The sequence below is a fragment of the Pontibacter rugosus genome, from assembly GCF_042678745.1.
Lineage (GTDB): Bacteria > Bacteroidota > Bacteroidia > Cytophagales > Hymenobacteraceae > Pontibacter > Pontibacter rugosus.
Window position 1 is genome coordinate 1 of record NZ_JBHTLD010000109.1, and the last position, 16553, is coordinate 16553.

Here is a 16553-nt window from a genome sequence, read left to right on the forward strand (position 1 = left end):
ATGTAAACATTATAGTCTAATATTGCACCAGGAAAAATGTCCTCTAAATATAGACTGAGTATAAGTGGTTGATTTCGTACCATGTATCACCCTTTGCAGCATCAGGTTGTTTAAATTTAGGAGAAAGTAATTATAGGAAAACTATACAGTCACCATTGATGAGAAGCTGGTTAAAAAAAGTTGTACTTTCAATAGTATGCTTTTGCATTACGTCTGCTGTTGCTCTTGCTCAGCAAGCTCCATCTCTTGGTGTGGCCTATGATTTCAATGTACTAGGGTGGAGTAAAGTGTCTGATGCAGGGGGCACTACCATAAATGCAAGCGTTGGTGTAGCCGATGGCCCTATTGCCGGTTTGCCTGCAGGCTCTGTAAAACGCGAAAGGCATATAAAAGATGAGGTAGCCATTGCCGCTCAAAGGGATGCAAGAGCCGCCTTTGCCAACGCTTTCTGGCAACTTCGCACTGATTTCGGCTTCACAGCTTCTAACTTAACCGGTAAAACCTTAACGCCGGGAGTCTATACTATACTTGGTGATGCCTCTCTGGCAGGTGTGCTGACCTTGGACGGGCTAAATAAACCCGATGCCACTTTTATCATAAAAGTTGGTGGCAACTTTGCAGCTACCAACAACGCCATGATTCTCCTCAAAAGCGGTGCTACTAGCAAGAATATTTTTTTTATTGTAGATAATGAGGTACAGATAAGTTCAAACTCTGACATGGTTGGTAATTTTCTGGCAGAAGATAACGCCAGAATGGAAAGCTCACGTTTGCTTGGGCGCTTAGTGTCGTTGTATGGAGAAGTTAACCTAAAAAATAGTACTCTTAGCCTCCCCGTAGACCTATCAATTTCTATTACACGTAGCGCAGGGGCTCTAGGTCCTGATATTTATGCCTTCGGTGAAGAGATTGTATATGATGTAAAAGTAGTAAACAGAGGCCCGGTAAACGAAGAAGGTATAAAAGTACGTGATATAAACATACTTGGAACCATTAGCCAGGTTACTTCGAGTTTAGCGCAAACGCTTTATAATCCGCTTACAAGCACCTGGGCAGTCGGGGCGTTAGAATATGGAGAAACTGCTGAACTTAAGATCAAAGCTTTGATCAACAAGGCCGGCCTCAGTACTATAAGCGCTTTGGTAGAAGGGGCTGGCGTTGATGAAACGATACAGAACAACAGCGTGGTGCAAAACTTTTGCGTGCTGTTATCTGAACCTACTCCTATTTTAGGTCCTACCGAAGTCTGTGCCAAAAACAAGTATGTTTATAGAGTGGAGCCTGTAAGTGGAGCTTCTCGTTATACTTGGAACGTGCCCCCCGATTGGAGCTATAAGCTAGTAGACCCTAATGATCCGACAAGGATTGAAGTAACCGCTGGCACAAGTCAGGGGTTTGTTTCGTTAAAAGTGAGCAACATTTGCGGTGAAGGCCCGGCTCGATCTTTAGAAGTTACGCCTGTTCTAGGTGTCCCTGAAAAACCTGCTGTAATAGAAGGGCCTACCAACCTTTGTATAGGCGCTAAAGGCCTGATCTACCGTGTAGATCCACTACCAAATACCAATAAGTACACGTGGAACCTGCCAGAAGGCTGGACATTAGTTTCTGGGCATTTCACAAACGAGATTATAGTAAATGCAGGTACAGCAGGTGGCACAATTTCAGTAATCCCGACCAATGCCTGCGGCCCCGGAGCAGAACAAGTACTACAGGTGGTCATAAATGTTGGACCGCCTGCTGCACCGTCTGCTATAAAAGGGTCAGGGCAAGGCTGCGTTGGTAAATCTATTACCTATGAAGTAACTCCTGTAAACGGAGTAATCAGGTACTATTGGGATGTGCCATCGGGCTGGAAAATTACTTCCGGAGAAGAAACGCATAAGATTACAGTAGAAGTAGGCAGTAGTGAAGGCATCATATCCGTTTCTGCTGAAAATTCATGTGATAAAGGTCCTGCCACGTCTTTACTTGTGAAGCCTGTAAGTACAGCTCCCCTAACACCTGGACCTATCACTGGTGATGTAAATACCTGTATCAACTCAGTAGGGTTAGAATACTCCATCGATCCTGTGCCTTCGGCAACGAGCTACGTGTGGACCCTGCCTGCAGGATGGACTTTTGCGCTTGGGCAGGATCAAAATGCAAATACAATCAAAGTAAACGCCAACAGTAACGGTGGAGAGTTATCTGTTATTGCTGTCAATGATTGCGACGTTAGCGCTAAGAGTGCTATCACCATTCAGCCAACAGCTACCAAGCCTGCTACACCAAGGACTATTACAGGTTCTCAATATGGTTGTGTTAGCAAGACAGGTACTTATAGTATAGCAGCGGTAAGTGGTGCAACGTCGTACGTGTGGGAGGTAACAGGAGATTGGAAGATCACCTCCGCCAATAATACCACTACTATAGATGTGCAAGTGGGTACTGCCTCTGCAAAAATTAGGGTAAAAGCCATTAATGCATGTGGCGAGAGTAGCGTGAGAGAGCTGAGTGTTAACCCTCAAGCTGCTGTGCCTGCTCCACCTGCTACCATAACGGGGCCCAAAGAAGTATGCCAAGGAGAAAGTGGGTATGAGTACAAAGTAACACCGATCGCTGGCATGAAAAGCTACACCTGGAGGGTGCCTGTCGGTTGGACTATTACTTCTGGAGAGAATACAGCAACAATCAAAGTAACTGCTGGAACAACAGGTGGTACAATAACGGTGGCTGCTGTAAACGATTGCGGTGAAGGAGCCGAAGCAAAGCTTGCTGTGGCAGTTGTTCCGTCTCCACCTGATAAGCCTGGTGCCATCTCCGGCCTTGCCTCCGTTTGTACAAATCAGAAAAACGTTGAGTACAGCATACAACCAGTAGTTGGAGCCACTTCATACAAATGGTCAGTTGGCGAAAACAGTGGCTGGAGCATTGTATCGGTAAACGGAACTACCAAAATTGTTGTGAATGCGGGTAGTGTACCTACAACCATTGCAGTACATGCGATAAATGCTTGTGGCGTAACCAGTGACACACAATTGGCAACAGTTATAACAGATGGTGTTCCGAACAAGCCGGGGCCGATAACAGGCCTTACGGTTGTCTGTATCAACAAAGAATATACCTTTAGTATACAGCCTGTAAAAGATGCACTCTCTTATAGATGGAACAAGCCAGATGATTGGGCCATAGTAGGAGATAGCACAGGAACAACATTAAAGGTTTTGACAACTGCAACAGCAGGAAGCGTGCGTGTGTCTGCCGTTAACAGTTGCGGAGCAGGGGCAGAGACAACGCTACAAGTTACTCCTGCAAATAGTGCTCCTGCTGCTCCTCGTGAAATAAAAGGTACTGTTGATATTTGTAAAAGCCGGGAAGGTACTTTTAGCATTGCAGATGTACCTGGTGCTACCGGCTATGTATGGCGGGTACCAGCCGGCTGGACTATCGTATCAGGACAGAACACGACCAGTGCTAAAATCAAAGTCGGTACTACAGCCGGTGAAATATCTGTCGCAGCCAAGAATGATTGTGATGAAGGTGCGCCCGCAACAAAAACAATTGTTGTTTCTTCTGTTGCACCAGACAAGCCAGGTGCTATTACGGGAGAACAGGTTACCTGTCAAAAGAAAAACTTTACTTACAGCATTAATTCAGTAACCGGCGCAACAGAGTATGTCTGGGATGCTCCGGCAGGGTGGACCATTCTTACAGGTCAGGGTACTACCAGTATCACAGTAGAGGCGGGCAGCACGGCCGGTAATATCACCGTTACAGCAAAGAACGGCTGTGGTGGCAGTGGAACAACTGTACTAGCTGTAAACCCGGCTACAACTACCCCTCTTGCGCCAGGTGCTATAACGGCTCCTGCTTATACTTTCTGCCAGGGTACTGAAAACTTAACTTATTCCATTGCTTCTGTAGCAGGAGCCTCGGGTTATAGATGGGACGTGCCAGCGGGTTGGGTTATCGAGAAAGGACATAATACCACAAGTATAACGGTGAAGGCAGGTACAGAAGCAGGGCAAATCAAGGTTACCGCTATAAACCCATGCGGTGATGGTGGCAGCCAAACCCTACAAGTTTCGCCGCAAAGCACTCCTCTTGTCGCCCAAATACAGATAGGCCCGAAGAGCCCTTGCAGTGGTATCAGTTCTACTTATTCTGTTACAGCCAACACTAACATAGATTCATACTTGTGGGACGTGCCACAAGGATGGAAAATAGTTTCAGGCCAAGGCACAGGCACCATAGCAGTAGAAGCGACTATGGTGGGTGGTAAGGTAACCGTAAAAGCGAAAAACAAGTGTGGAGAGGCTGGTGCCGCAGAAATAGAAGTAAGCCCTACGCAGGAAAAACCAAAAGCACCAAGCGCTATCCTGGGTGCTGCAGGTGTTTGTGCCGGTAGTACCACAACCTACCGTGTGTCTGACGCCAGCCGCTTCACGGATTATACCTGGAAAGTGCCAACAGGCTGGGAAATTATCTCAGGAAATGGCACCGGCACCATTACGGTAAAAGCAGGAACAGGTGCAGGAACCGTGTCAGTAGTGGCTAGCACAGGTTGTGGAACAGCAGACCCTGTAGCAATAAAGGTAAGCACCCTGGATGAGCAGGGCCTTAAGGAAATTGTAGAATTAAGCTCACCATGTATAGGCTTGACTTATGAAGTAGAGGCATTGGCAGGAGCCACTACTTATAATTGGTCTATTCCAGCAGGCTGGTCTATCGTTTCCGGGCAAGGTACAACCCGTATCACGGTAGCAGCTGGTAGCGGTGATGGTGAGATAAAGGTAACGGCAAGTAACGGCGGTTGTACTACGGCATCTGTTGGCCTGATACCAAATCCTAAACTAGCAAAAAGTGACTTGTTTTTCCCGAACGTATTCTCTCCAAACGGCGATGGCGACAATGATAAATGGATTGTTCGGAATATCGAAAATTACCCTGACAACGACTTGACTATCATTAACCGCTGGGGAAATGAGGTCTACAAAAGCAAGTCTTATCAGAATAATTGGACTGGCGATAAGCTGAGCGAGGGAACATATTACTACGTGGCCCGCGTGAAGCTGTGTGATGGCGAAGAAAAGGTGTTTAAAGGGTATGTGATGATAGTACGGTAAAATAATGAGTAGTATTTCAAAGGCGGCAAATAAACTTCTTATCCTGCTCGGCATCATTCTGGTGGCGCCAGCCACGTATGCCCAGCAGGCGCCTCAGTACAGCCAGTACATTTTCAATGAACTGGTGATCAATCCTGCTTATGCGGGTAGTAAGGAAATCCTGCACATCAACTCTACCTACCGAATGCAGTGGACAGGGCTGGAAGGTGCTCCTGTAACACAAACCTTGAGCATTGATGGGCCTACTTATAACAAGCGCCTGGGTTGGGGACTGCATTTCGTGAATGATGAGTTAGGGGCACAATCGCAGACAGCGGCTTATGCAAATATAGCCACACGTATTAACCTGGATCGCTTTTCGACCTTGGCGTTTGGAGTGGCGGTAGGTGCATCGCAGTATACACTGGATGGTACCAAGCTGGATCCGGGAAACGAAATGCCAGACAAGGCTATACCTCAAGGACGCATATCGCAGATACTGCCTGACCTGAAACTAGGAGCGTTCTTCAATACAGAGCGCTTTTATGCTGGCCTTTCCGCTGCCAGTATCATTCCTTTTAAAGATGATAAAACAGAAGTAACCACGCCTCGTCCACACTTCTTTCTTTCGTCAGGCTATGTGTTTGATCTGAACCGTAATGTGCGGCTAAAACCAAGTATTCTTCTGAAAGAGGATTTTAGAAGCCCGACCAGTGTTGATATAAACGGTTTTGTGCTGCTGCATAACCGCGTGTGGTTCGGAGCCTCCTACAGAACAGCCATGCCTTTGTTTACAAACCAGCAGATGAAACAGTTGGGTAAACGGAATGCGCTGGCACTAATCACACAAATTTACGCCACACCTAAGCTGCGTATAGGATATTCTTACGATATTAGCCTTTCCGAACTTAAAAGTTACTCAAGCCATGAGGTTTCGTTAGGCTATACTTTCCTCAAGAAGAAGTATGGGCGCATCCTGACTCCTCGAAATCTATAGCCCTTGTACCCACTTATGAAGCGTACGTTTACCCTTGCTCTACTGCTGCTCTGGATAGCTACAGCCGGACCTTTGGCTGTGCTGGCGCAGGATATGAAGCAGGCTGACAAGTACTTCAGCAATTTTGAGTTCAGCCTGGCGCTGGAAGCTTATAAAAAAGTATTAGAAACCGGAGAGCCAAATCTGACGGTAGTGCAGCGCATTGCCGATAGCTACCGCATCCTTAACAACAGTAAAGAAGCTGAGTTCTGGTATGCACAGGCTATCTCTTTCCCCAACGCAGATCCTTCCAACATCTATCTATACGCCGAAGCATCAAAGCGAAATGCCAACTACGAAAAGGCAAAACAGCTGTTTCTGGAGTATGGCCGCAAAGTACCAGCCCAAAGTGCTTTGGCGCTACGTATGGCTGCCTCCTGTGATACGGCCCTTGTATGGATGAAAAACCCAAAGCCTTTTAGCCTGAAGCAGCTAAAGGAAATAAACTCTGCAGGCGCAGACTTTAGCCCGGTACGAACAAAGGAAGGACTGTTCTTAGCATCGGATAGGTTGATGTCTGACAAGCGGCAGCAAACAGAGCGGAATAACTGGACGGGGAACGGCTTTATTCAGATGTACTTTGCCAAAGCCAAAACAGATACTTCCTGGGCTTCGCCTGCTCCGCTGCCATCGTCAGTAAATACAGCTTACCACAACGGGCCAGCCGATTATCTGGAGAAAGAAGAGACACTGTTTTTTACCCGTACCCACGTGGTAAAGCGCAGAGTGGGAGTTACGAGTGGTGATCCAACCAGCTGGTTTAAAGGAAGCGCAAACAGTACGCACACCAACCGGCATGGCATTTACACCGCAAAGCGTAAAGGGGAGAAGTGGGAAAACATACAGCCTTTCAAGTATAATAATACAGAAGAGTTCTCGATAGGGCACCCTGCCATCAGGCCAGATGGAAGAGTGTTGTATTTTGTGTCTGATATGTCTGGGGGGCTTGGTGAAACAGACGTGTACTATAGCGAGCGACAAGCAGATGGCTCCTGGGGGAAACCCATCAATGCAGGCCCAAAGATTAATACAAGTGGCCGCGAAAGCTTTGTAAGTATAGGTGAAGATGGCAATTTATACTTCTCCTCTGATGGTCATATTGGTATGGGAGGCTTGGACCTGTTTAAAGCCATAGGTACACATGGAGCGTGGACGGGGGTGGTAAACCTGAAATATCCGTTGAACACCTCACAGGATGATTTTGGTATTGCCGTTGATAGTACGGGTACAAAAGGCATGCTCTCCTCCAGCCGCCTTTCGGGGAGTGGATTTGATGATATTTTGACGTTTGAAGAGGTAAGGATACCGTGTACTTTAACCGGTAAAACAGTAGAGCGCCTGGCGCAGGCAGGAACAGTTAGAAAGGTAGAAGTACCGGTGCCGAATGTGCTGTTGCAATTGTATGAAGATGGCTCTGATAAAGCAATAGAAGTATACTCTGATGCCAATGGTAATTTTACTTTTCCGGTTAAGGCAGGGATGAAGTATAACATCCGTGGTACCAAGCCCAAGTACCTCACGCAGTCGCTGGTGGTGTCTCCGGATTGCCGCTTCAACACTGATTCTGTGAAGGTGGAGATGGTGTTTAACCGCGATACCCCAAACAAACCAATTGTGCTGGAAAACATCTACTATGACTTGGATAAGTTCGACATCAAACCGGAAGCTGCCCGTGAGCTGGATAAGCTGGTGCAGCTGCTGAAGGATAATCCAAGCATCAGAATAGAATTAAGCTCACATACCGATAGCCGCCAATCAGATCGCTATAACCAGATGCTGTCGCAGTTAAGAGCACAGTCTGCCGTAGATTATATCATTTCAAGTGGTATAGCACGGGAGCGCCTTGTTGCAAAAGGCTACGGAGAAACCAGACTGATTAACAGGTGTAAAGATGACGTTTCCTGTTCAGAAGACCAGCACCAGGAGAACCGCCGCACCGAATTTAAAATTCTGAGATAACTCCTGTTGGCAAGATAGCAAGGAATGAAGCACACCCTTCCGGACGGAAACCAGCTATACTATGAAGTGCAGGGAAGCCCCAATGCTGCGCAGACGCTCGTATTCCTGAATGGCCTCACACAAACTACCACAGCTTGGGCGGGAGTGGCCTTTACGCTCGGGAAGAAGTATAAACTGGTGCTGGTAGACCTGCTGTTCCAGGGCAAAGCAGATGCCGCGCCTGAGCCTCGCAGTTTTGAAGCCCATGCCGCTGATTTGGCGCACCTGTTGCAGGCGCTACAACTTCCTGAAATTATACTTGTCGGTATTTCTTTTGGTGGAGCGGTGGCGCAACGGGTGTTGGTAAATAACCCTGAGCTAGTGCAGGCGGGTGTACTGCTCTCCACCTTTGCTTATAGAGATACTTACTTTAAAGCCATCTGCCATACTTGGGAAGCTGCGTTAGAGGCGGGAGGCACTGCGCTGATGGTGGATGTCATGCTGCCGATGGTTCTAAGCCGAAGCTATTTTTTGAAGCCAATTATCAGCATTGAGAAACTACGAGGTAGTAAAGCCAATCAATCTCTTATAAACGAAAACGTGCTACACCAGCTAGCAGCGATAAAGGAAAGCGGTAATTACCTGGAGGAGCTGAAAGGCGTGCAGTTGCCTGTAATGCTGGTGCATGGAGAGGAAGACTTGCTATGCCCTGCTGAAATGGGAAAGGCAATGGCTGACGTTCTCCCGAATGCGCAGCTGGAAACTATACCAAAAGCTGGCCATACTTTAAACTTGGAAGCCGTGCCTGCACTTACTCGTCTGATAGACGCTTTTGCTACAAGCGTAAAGTAAGTGACCTGAGTTTATAGAGGAAAGTTAGAACCTCTCAGTGTCCAGGGTTCTGCAGGCATCAGCGGTTATTTTTGAATGAATGATGCAGTGGTAAAGAGAATATTATACTTGATCCTTTCTCTTTTGTACCTTTTTACCATTCTGTAAGGATCTTGTGGGCCAGTAGCAACGGCTTTAGCGCTCCGCCACCAAGATCTTTACAAGACGACAGATTCTTTGTTTATTCAATTATTCGCTCAATCACTCAACCACTCATTCAAAATTGATATAGAACTTCGCACGCTGCGAGATCTGTGTCAGCTCATACTTAGAACTTTTCTTCTAGCCACAGAAAGCCGCTGCTGAGCACAAACAACGCAAAAAACCATAGCAGCGATACAGGCTCCTTTTTATAGGCTATAGCAGTGTCTTCTGCTGATCTTATACTTTGCTGCGCTGCAAAAGCTTGTGTGGCTTCTCTTCGGGCGGCTATACTTTCAAATTCCCAATCAGACGAATCCTGCACAAAGAAGAAGTAGGGCGCAGCATCAGCTGTTTGCACCTGATACCAGCCACTGCGGCGGGGCCAGAAGGTACCGCTAAACTGCTCCGGCTGGTACTGTTGCTGAGCTAACGGCAAGCTTATACTTGTAGAGTCTACTAGTGAGATGACGATAGCCGTAGGAGCTGCCGCACCATCTGCCAAAGTATAATCTGTAAAATCAAGTATAGTAGGTTGGTTCGGCTGTGGCACCTGCGGTTTTACAAGCTGCCAAAACTTCTCCTGTGACTCCTCCTTTGCCAATCCGCTTAATAGGTGAGCCCAGTAGCTGGCGTAGGTTTCCTCTTTTCCCTCTAAAACCCAAGGGAACGTCTGCGGCACAAAACTCATAGCAATACTTCCCCAACCAGCGCGTTTGGCTCCGGCTAAATTGTTGCCATCATCTTCTGCTATCAGGCTTTTGACTGCCGTTGTGTTTGCCAACGTATAAGGTGCTGCCGTGGCTGTAGCCGTGCTGTTACTGGCCCAGGAGGCGCGGGCGCTGCGAGAGTCCTGCTGCGACAGCCGTTTAGTTTGAAAGCCTGTGAAGAAGGACGTGCTACGGCTGACAACAGGAGCAGCTGCAATCGTCAGAACGCCTAAGCCATCTTCGGTAACGGCACGCTCCAAAGCTGCTCTTTCTGATGAACTTAAGTTTTGCAATGCTTCAGGCTCTGTAATCACCACATCAAAATCCTGCAGCAGCTTTGAGGATAGGCGAGATAAATCTCTTTGCGGCAGGTTGAGCCACTCACTTTGGCTAAGGTCTTTGCTAATAGAGGTGCGCAATGCTACCCGATGCTGCAGCTGCGCCAGGTGGTTCTTCAGAAACTTAAACTCAAAGTTCGGAGACGAAGCCAGCAACAATACACCCAACTCCTGGGTTGGCTCTACCTGCACAGGCACCTGCCCCAGCGTATCTACCTGCTCTCCCGATTTAGCCGTTAAAGTATAAACAAACCGGCCCTGTTGCTTGGGCTTATAGCGGAGATTGAAAGTATAAGTGCTATCGGTTTTGAATGCTACAGAATCCTGTGCTTTTCCAGCAGCATATAAGTATAGTTTAGCCGGCTTATTACTTGCCTTAAACTTGCCTGCCACTTCTACGGCCTCACCTAACTTGATACTTTGTCGCCAGTTTAGCCCCTGCACACCAGCTGGGGCCTGGGTTAAATGTGGTTGTACCTGTAGGTTTTGCAATTGCTGAAGCTCTTGTTCATCTAAACCGTATCCAAGCAAATGCACCGTCTGTAGTCCCGGTTGCTTCTGGCGCAAGCTGTGCAGAGACGTTAGAGGGGCAGCGTTATTTTCTGCCGCCGTTTTGTAAGTATACACCTGCGGCTTTGCCTCCTGCTTTTGCAGTAATGCTTCGAGCGAATCAGCATCATATCCTTTAGTTAAAAGTATGGCAGTACTGGGGCTGATGGCTTGTTTTGTAACAGGCGGAAACACCAGCAGCACCAGGCTGATACCTGCCACAGCGCTTGCCAGCAGTCGCCACGGGAGGCGCTGCCGGTTAGGCCTACGCCACGCCAGCCACAGCAGGAGCACTACAACAGGTATTGCAAAAAGCCAAGTAAGGTATAGCATGGTGAAGTATGATTAACGTGGAGGTAAGCCCAGCATAGCCCGAAAGTCCTCCTTCCCCTCCGGTAGCTTTTTTAGATTTTCAACTAACGTGATGGCGCGGTCCACGCGTAGCTGTACGCTTTTGACGGCTTCCACATGGTTCAGCATGTAGCGCTGCATGCCCGGCTTTAGCAATAGAAACCGTCTGTTTCCCTCTTCATCCTGCCGTAGCAGCTCTTCCATCTCTGCAGGCATTTTGGTGCCGTAGGTGCTGTCGTCTTTTTCCAGCTTTACCGTTACGGTATCGTCCAGCTTTGCCCCTAGCTCCTGCATGCGCTTTTTAGAGATACTGATATAGGCTTTTCCTTCCCGCAAAGCCATTAACCCACACTGGAACCTTACTTTACCATTGACAGTGCAGTGCAGGCGCAGCTTTAACGTGCCTAGCTGCTGTACGACTTCCTGCGGGATTTCCAGGTAGTGCATGCCGGGTAGGTGTGTTAGTAAGCCAATATGGGTTTTGAAGTTTATCATTTACTCTTCTTTATACTTTGCTTAGCTGGCTTTTATTATCAGTCTTCCCTCGCTAGCGTAAGTTCCTTTTATGCCGCAAGTCTTCAGACTTGTGTGCTTTTATGGTGTTGAGTTTGCAACTCAACTGGCGCGTAGAGCCATACTTGCTTCAGCCTTAGCTATACTTGATACTGCCATACTTCCATTGCCTCTGCTTTCTGCATTCTCAAACAAGCTACTCTTAATAGCTTCCGTTCATCCTCCAGCTCCCAAACACCAACTGTTTCACTTTTTGCTTTGGAGCGCTCACGGCCGCGAGGCCTCGTCCTGGGGGTAGGGGCCCTCGATAAGGGAATCGCGCTGCTTTCCTTTCCTGCCCTCGTGCCTCGGGCTGCCTCACTCCGTTCGTCACCGGAAACTCTCGAGGCGCTCAACCCAAGGACTGGGATCAATTCCAATAACCAGCGCTGACGGAGTCCAGGCCAAATCCCCTCAGGAGGGGCAGGTTCCTTCTTATAAGCGACCTCGCAGTGCGCGCAGCTCCTGCGAGCGTCTGGCCATTGTCTATACTTACTGCCCAAGCTGCTTCATATACTCCTGTACCAGTTTGCTTCGCGTGACTTGCTTGGGCTGCGGTGTTTGCGCAGCTGGTGGTAGTAAGGCTGTTAAAGCGCGCTCTACTGTTGCCAGACAGGAGGCACACAGCTTGTCTCCCGTTCTTACTTCAGAAATTAACTGCCGCAGGTCTTGTAGGGCGCGGAGGTTTTGGCCCGGCGTGTTTACGGCCCGCTGTGCCAGTTCTTGTCCTGCCCGTTCCAGCAAGGCTGCGTCGCTGGGTTTATACTTGCCGTTTTGCTTGTATCTGGCCAGCCAGTTTAAGGCTGCTTTTGTGTCTGGATACTGCTGCTTTTGCTCTATGCTGTTGCGCTCGTTTAGTGGCGTAATCTTATTTAGTTCACCACTTAGGCGCAGTTCTGGCTCTTTGAGTGGCGGTGCCTCAAAGCCTGTTTTGGCTACATATGCCCGCTGCGACTGCTGTACATCCTTCAGCATCCGAAGGGCCTTGTACTCAAACGGTAGGGCTTCTTTCGGTTTAAATGTCCGAAGTCTTAGTTCTGCTTCCCACATCTGCGCCAAGGCTCCTTGCAGTTTCGCTTTCACGGCAGGCTCGAAGATGGTTGCTTCGCCTTCCTGGTCGTGCTTGTGCAGGTAAGGGTCTAGCAGTGCTTCCGGGCTGTTTTGGTTTTCAAACTCGGGGTGGTCGTGGCCATCGCCTTCAAAATGTTGGGCCTCTTCGTGGCCTTCTGCTCCCTCTGGTATACCTCCTCCCGGACCGATGCCGCTTTCAAACTCCTCACCCAAAAACTTGCCGTAACGCAGTCGCAGCAGCTTCTGGTCTACACCAATGTTGTTTGATCGCTCCTGAAACTCAGCCTTACTGATGCTCTTTTGCTCCTTTAGCAGCTTTTCTGTATCGATAATGATTTGGCGCTGGCTGCGGAAATATTCCGGCACCGGATTCACACCGGCAGTCATGTCAAAGCTGGCCTCTACGATGGTAGTGTCTTCAATCTGCACAAAAAAGGTTTCGGAGCGTGTGTAGCCGCGGTGGTTATCCCAGGCTTGCAGGTAGAAGTATAGCTCATCGCCGAAGCTCATGCCCAGCTTTTGCAGGTCTAGCGTTTGGTTGATGCTGTAGCTCCGGCTGTTGCCGCTCAGGTTCAGCTTCATCTTCTCCTCCCGAAACTTTACTGCCTCGCCAGTGCCTTTGGCGACCGTGGCAATCATGTTGGCTTCCCGAATACCGTAATCGTCGGAGAGCTTTGCCTGCAGGCTTACCCGCTGTGGCTCTCCCAGCCGGATTTCGGTATACTCTTTCGGCTTGCTGATTTCTATGGCTGGAGCTTCATCCGGGATAGTCTCCAGGGTATAAAAAGCAGATTTCTGCCCGTTTAGGTTGATTGTGTACAGCGTGGGCTGGCTGAAGCTGCGAGAGAACGCATAGCCAGCCTTGTCCTGCTTAAATGCCTGTGCTTGCTGCTCGTTCAGCTCCAGTTGCAGTGCTTTGGCTGGTCTGTTTGTGCGGATGCGCCAATTTATTGTTGCCCCCTCTTCTACTCGTAAATTGGGATTATCTGCTTTATAAGCCTTCTTGCCCGTGTAAGCGGGAGGCGTTACAGTTATATCAATCTGCTCAATAGTTGTAGCGGTATCAGCAGCAACGGCTGGAGCGTCTGGAAAAGTAATTTTTACTTCCGGGCTTTGCTTAGGACCGGGCAGTGGAGCTGCTGGCAAGTATAAAATTCCGGCTGTGAGTACCAGTGCTAAACCTAAAGCGACATAGGATGCGGTGCTGCGTAAGGTATAAGGTTTCTCTTTTTCCGGGTGAAGCTCCTGTAGTACGCCAGCTACTTTTTGCTGTTGCAGGCGCTGAAGCAGGTTCTGAGGCTCGTGCAGGAGCATTTCAGTGCTATCCTCTAAAGCGGGATACTGCCTGTTCAGGTGCCGTGCTACCTGCTGCAGGCTTGTTTTATTAACGCTTCTCCAACGCAGGGCGAAGTATAAAACTGCCCCCACCATCATGGAGATAGCCACAAACGCCAGCGCAGGAACTTCAAAACGCCACCTGTAAAGTATGGCTATACCTACGGCTGCCACAGCTATAGCCTGCAGCATATACAGCCACAGCTTCGCTTGCACATAACGGCTGCGAATCTGACGGAGGATATGGATGCTTTGCTCAACTGCCATACTTATACTTTGCTGCGCCTTCCGGCTATGAAACGCTCCATTAAAAATAGCATAAACGCTGCCAGTACTACCCACTTCAGAAGCGGCGCACGTTGTGCTTCTGGTGCGGCGGCTTGCATTACAGTTGCGGTGGCCGTTGGCATCAGTTGCTGCTCGTCTAGCGCTCGCATATCATACCTGGCTGCTTCTGCCTGTGGGAAAAGCAGTGGTAGTAGCAACTCGGGGAGTTGCCCGCTCTCCCCTAACTCGCTCCAGGCGGGGCCAAAGCCACTCCTGAACGTATACAACCTGCCGCTGCCAATCTGCTGTGCACTGAGTAGCGCGTCGCTTGCTTGGGTTGTCCAGATAGCTGTAGCATCGGCAGCATTATTGCCAGTGCTTACCTGATGTACCAGCACCTCATTCCCAGCAGCCGTAGCCATACTTGCTTTTAGTCCTGATGACTTAGCTCCTTGCTGCACCCACACATTTTGTCCCCGCGATACAGTCTGTTTTATACTTGTCGGTAGCTCCTCTTCCTGCAGCCAAAACAGCCAATCAGCATCTGCCGTGTCAGTTTTAAAGTTGATGGGCTGACCTGTGTAGCTGCTGATGGCTTGTAGTGCGGCTCGTAAGTACTTCACCTCCGCCTGCTGCGATTTGCTGGCAAGTATCGCCACCTGAAGCGGCTCTGCCTGTATTTTAACTTGGCTGGACGTGTTACCAGTGCTAGCTAAAATTGAATCGCCCTTGAGTCGCAGCTTTAGTGACTGGTTCTCGGACAAGTTTATACTTTGTGCTGATGCGCTGGTGCGGTAAGGGCTATAGGTGATGCCCTCGCGGGTGCTATGTCCGACAAGCAACAACAGGCTATCAGGTGCGGTTTTTACGGCTGCCTGCAGCCAGTCAGCAGTCGTGGTTGTGGCTACAGGTATCCAGCGGATGTTCTCTGGCAGCGCTTCCGGGCGAGTTCCTGTAAAGTAAGCCTGTTGGTCAGATGTAAAGAGCCAGACACTATCCTGCGGGTTGCTGTATCTTTCAGCCAAGGCAGGCATAAGGCTCCAGTAGTTGCTCTGGTTGCTCAGCGTGCTGTCTTGGGTGTGAGACTTTAGTTGCTCCCATGCCTTTGGCGGTATTTGTTTAAACTCGGACGTATAGCTGTGCAAAGTATAGCCGCGCTGCAGCAGTGAGTCGAGCATGGATTGAATAGAAGCTCTTGCAGAAGAATATAACAGCTCTGGCCCAACGTAAATTGCTTTTTGGCCTTCCACCTTCGGCTGGTGCACCCACACTGGCTGAGCCAGTGCTACGGCCAGGAGGATAAGTATGAGGCAGCGCAGCATGAGTAGCCATACATCATTCAACTTAATACTGCTCCAACGCTTGCTTGCCGATGGCTCCAGCCAACGCAGACTACCCACCTTTACCGTCTTCCCCTGCTGCTTGTTCCACAGGTGAATGGCAATCGGGATAAGTATAGCCGACGCTGCAAATAGCCAGTATGGTGCTAGAAAGGTCAATGTTGAATAACTGAATTTTGAATGACTGAATAGTTTGATTTATACTTTGCCTACTCTGGCGATGATGTTAAACTTTATATCTGCCTGCTGTTGTGGCCATACTTCGCGAAGCTCCCGTTCTATCAATTGCACTGGATTTTGGTGCTGCTTCTTTTCGTAATGCTTCACCGCTGACCACGTGTTGAGGTAGTTGATGATATCTTCTACCGTCCAGGTATACTGGATGCTGAGCTCTGGAACTTCTAGCTCTTGAAAGGGAAAAGGTATGGTCTTATATGCCGCATCAATATAGCGCCGCTCCGGGTCCCAGTATTCACCGAGTATGTCTTCATATAGTTCCTGAAGTACCTTATCTACTTCTGAGCTAACGCTAATCAGGCCATAGCCCACTAATGCCAACACTCCCTCTGAGCGCAGCACCCGCTTTACCTCCTTATAAAATTTATCGAACTCGAACCAATGCACCGCCTGCGCCACTACTACGAAGTCAACAGAGGCATCAGCTAGGGTAGACTGCTCCGCCGGTTCTACTTTGTAAGTGATGTTTGGCATTGGTACCGCGTTCTGAATCTGCTTTTCGCTCATGTCCGTTGCTACCACCTCTGCAAAGTGCTCCGATAGCATCCCCGCCATCTGCCCGTTCCCCGTGGCACAATCCCATGCCAAGTGCTGCGCCGGAGCCAGACTCACCAAGTATGAGATCAGTTCTGTGGAGTACTGAGGCCTGTACTTCGCATAATCAGCAGCGTGGCCGGAGAAATTATCTTTCATAGTTTACTATTAGACACAAG

Annotated in this window: 9 protein-coding genes; 4 read left to right on the top strand and 5 right to left on the bottom strand. The window is 48.9% G+C overall.

Features of this window, described 5'->3' with window-relative positions:
• Positions 1 to 158: 158 nt before the first annotated feature.
• Genes ACFQ2O_RS12425 through ACFQ2O_RS12440 form a run of 4 tightly spaced genes read left to right on the top strand, consistent with a single transcriptional unit; the run spans position 159 to position 8910 of the window.
• The gene (locus ACFQ2O_RS12425; RefSeq protein WP_377528048.1) at positions 159 to 5105 is read left to right on the top strand and encodes an ice-binding family protein; all 4947 of its coding nucleotides are present in this window, start codon (positions 159 to 161) and stop codon (positions 5103 to 5105) included.
• 4 nt (positions 5106 to 5109) lie between these two features.
• Positions 5110 to 6081, top strand: a complete 972-nt coding sequence (locus ACFQ2O_RS12430) for a PorP/SprF family type IX secretion system membrane protein (protein WP_377528050.1) — start codon at positions 5110 to 5112, stop codon at positions 6079 to 6081.
• A 15-nt stretch (positions 6082 to 6096) separates the two neighbouring features.
• Positions 6097 to 8079, top strand: coding sequence for an OmpA family protein (locus ACFQ2O_RS12435; protein WP_377528052.1), 1983 nt, complete (start codon positions 6097 to 6099; stop codon positions 8077 to 8079).
• A gap of 24 nt (positions 8080 to 8103) precedes the next feature.
• Entirely contained in the window at positions 8104 to 8910 is an 807-nt protein-coding gene (locus ACFQ2O_RS12440; RefSeq protein WP_377528054.1) for an alpha/beta fold hydrolase, read from the top strand.
• Between the two features lie 307 nt (positions 8911 to 9217).
• Here the strand turns inward: ACFQ2O_RS12440 and ACFQ2O_RS12445 are convergent, their stop codons facing one another.
• The 5 genes from ACFQ2O_RS12445 to ACFQ2O_RS12465 all read right to left on the bottom strand — a co-directional run bounded on the left by ACFQ2O_RS12445 (position 9218) and on the right by ACFQ2O_RS12465 (position 16533).
• Positions 9218 to 11020 carry a hypothetical protein gene (locus tag ACFQ2O_RS12445; protein ID WP_377528056.1) on the bottom strand — a complete coding sequence of 601 codons (1803 nt, stop codon included), beginning with the start codon at positions 11018 to 11020 and terminating at the stop codon, positions 9218 to 9220.
• A gap of 12 nt (positions 11021 to 11032) precedes the next feature.
• A complete protein-coding gene (locus tag ACFQ2O_RS12450; RefSeq protein WP_377528058.1) occupies positions 11033 to 11533 on the bottom strand; it encodes a DUF1905 domain-containing protein in 501 nt (166 codons plus the stop codon).
• A gap of 549 nt (positions 11534 to 12082) precedes the next feature.
• Positions 12083 to 14263: a DUF4175 family protein gene (locus ACFQ2O_RS12455; protein ID WP_377528060.1), complete on the bottom strand. Its 2181-nt coding sequence runs from the start codon at positions 14261 to 14263 to the stop codon at positions 12083 to 12085.
• 2 nt (positions 14264 to 14265) lie between these two features.
• Complete coding sequence (locus ACFQ2O_RS12460; protein WP_377528062.1) at positions 14266 to 15762, bottom strand: BatA domain-containing protein; 1497 nt, start codon at positions 15760 to 15762, stop codon at positions 14266 to 14268.
• 39 nt (positions 15763 to 15801) lie between these two features.
• Entirely contained in the window at positions 15802 to 16533 is a 732-nt protein-coding gene (locus ACFQ2O_RS12465; protein WP_377528064.1) for a class I SAM-dependent methyltransferase, read from the bottom strand.
• Positions 16534 to 16553: the final 20 nt, after the last annotated feature.

What these genes read in the sequence shown, in the direction of transcription:
- ACFQ2O_RS12425 (WP_377528048.1), top strand. Translation starts at nt 159, where the DNA reads ATGAGAAGCTGGTTAAAAAAAGTTGTACTTTCAATAGTATGCTTTTGC.
- ACFQ2O_RS12430 (WP_377528050.1), top strand. Translation starts at nt 5,110, where the DNA reads ATGAGTAGTATTTCAAAGGCGGCAAATAAACTTCTTATCCTGCTCGGC.
- ACFQ2O_RS12435 (WP_377528052.1), top strand. Translation starts at nt 6,097, where the DNA reads ATGAAGCGTACGTTTACCCTTGCTCTACTGCTGCTCTGGATAGCTACA.
- ACFQ2O_RS12440 (WP_377528054.1), top strand. Translation starts at nt 8,104, where the DNA reads ATGAAGCACACCCTTCCGGACGGAAACCAGCTATACTATGAAGTGCAG.
- ACFQ2O_RS12445 (WP_377528056.1), bottom strand. Translation starts at nt 11,020, where the DNA reads ATGCTATACCTTACTTGGCTTTTTGCAATACCTGTTGTAGTGCTCCTG.
- ACFQ2O_RS12450 (WP_377528058.1), bottom strand. Translation starts at nt 11,533, where the DNA reads ATGATAAACTTCAAAACCCATATTGGCTTACTAACACACCTACCCGGC.
- ACFQ2O_RS12455 (WP_377528060.1), bottom strand. Translation starts at nt 14,263, where the DNA reads ATGGCAGTTGAGCAAAGCATCCATATCCTCCGTCAGATTCGCAGCCGT.
- ACFQ2O_RS12465 (WP_377528064.1), bottom strand. Translation starts at nt 16,533, where the DNA reads ATGAAAGATAATTTCTCCGGCCACGCTGCTGATTATGCGAAGTACAGG.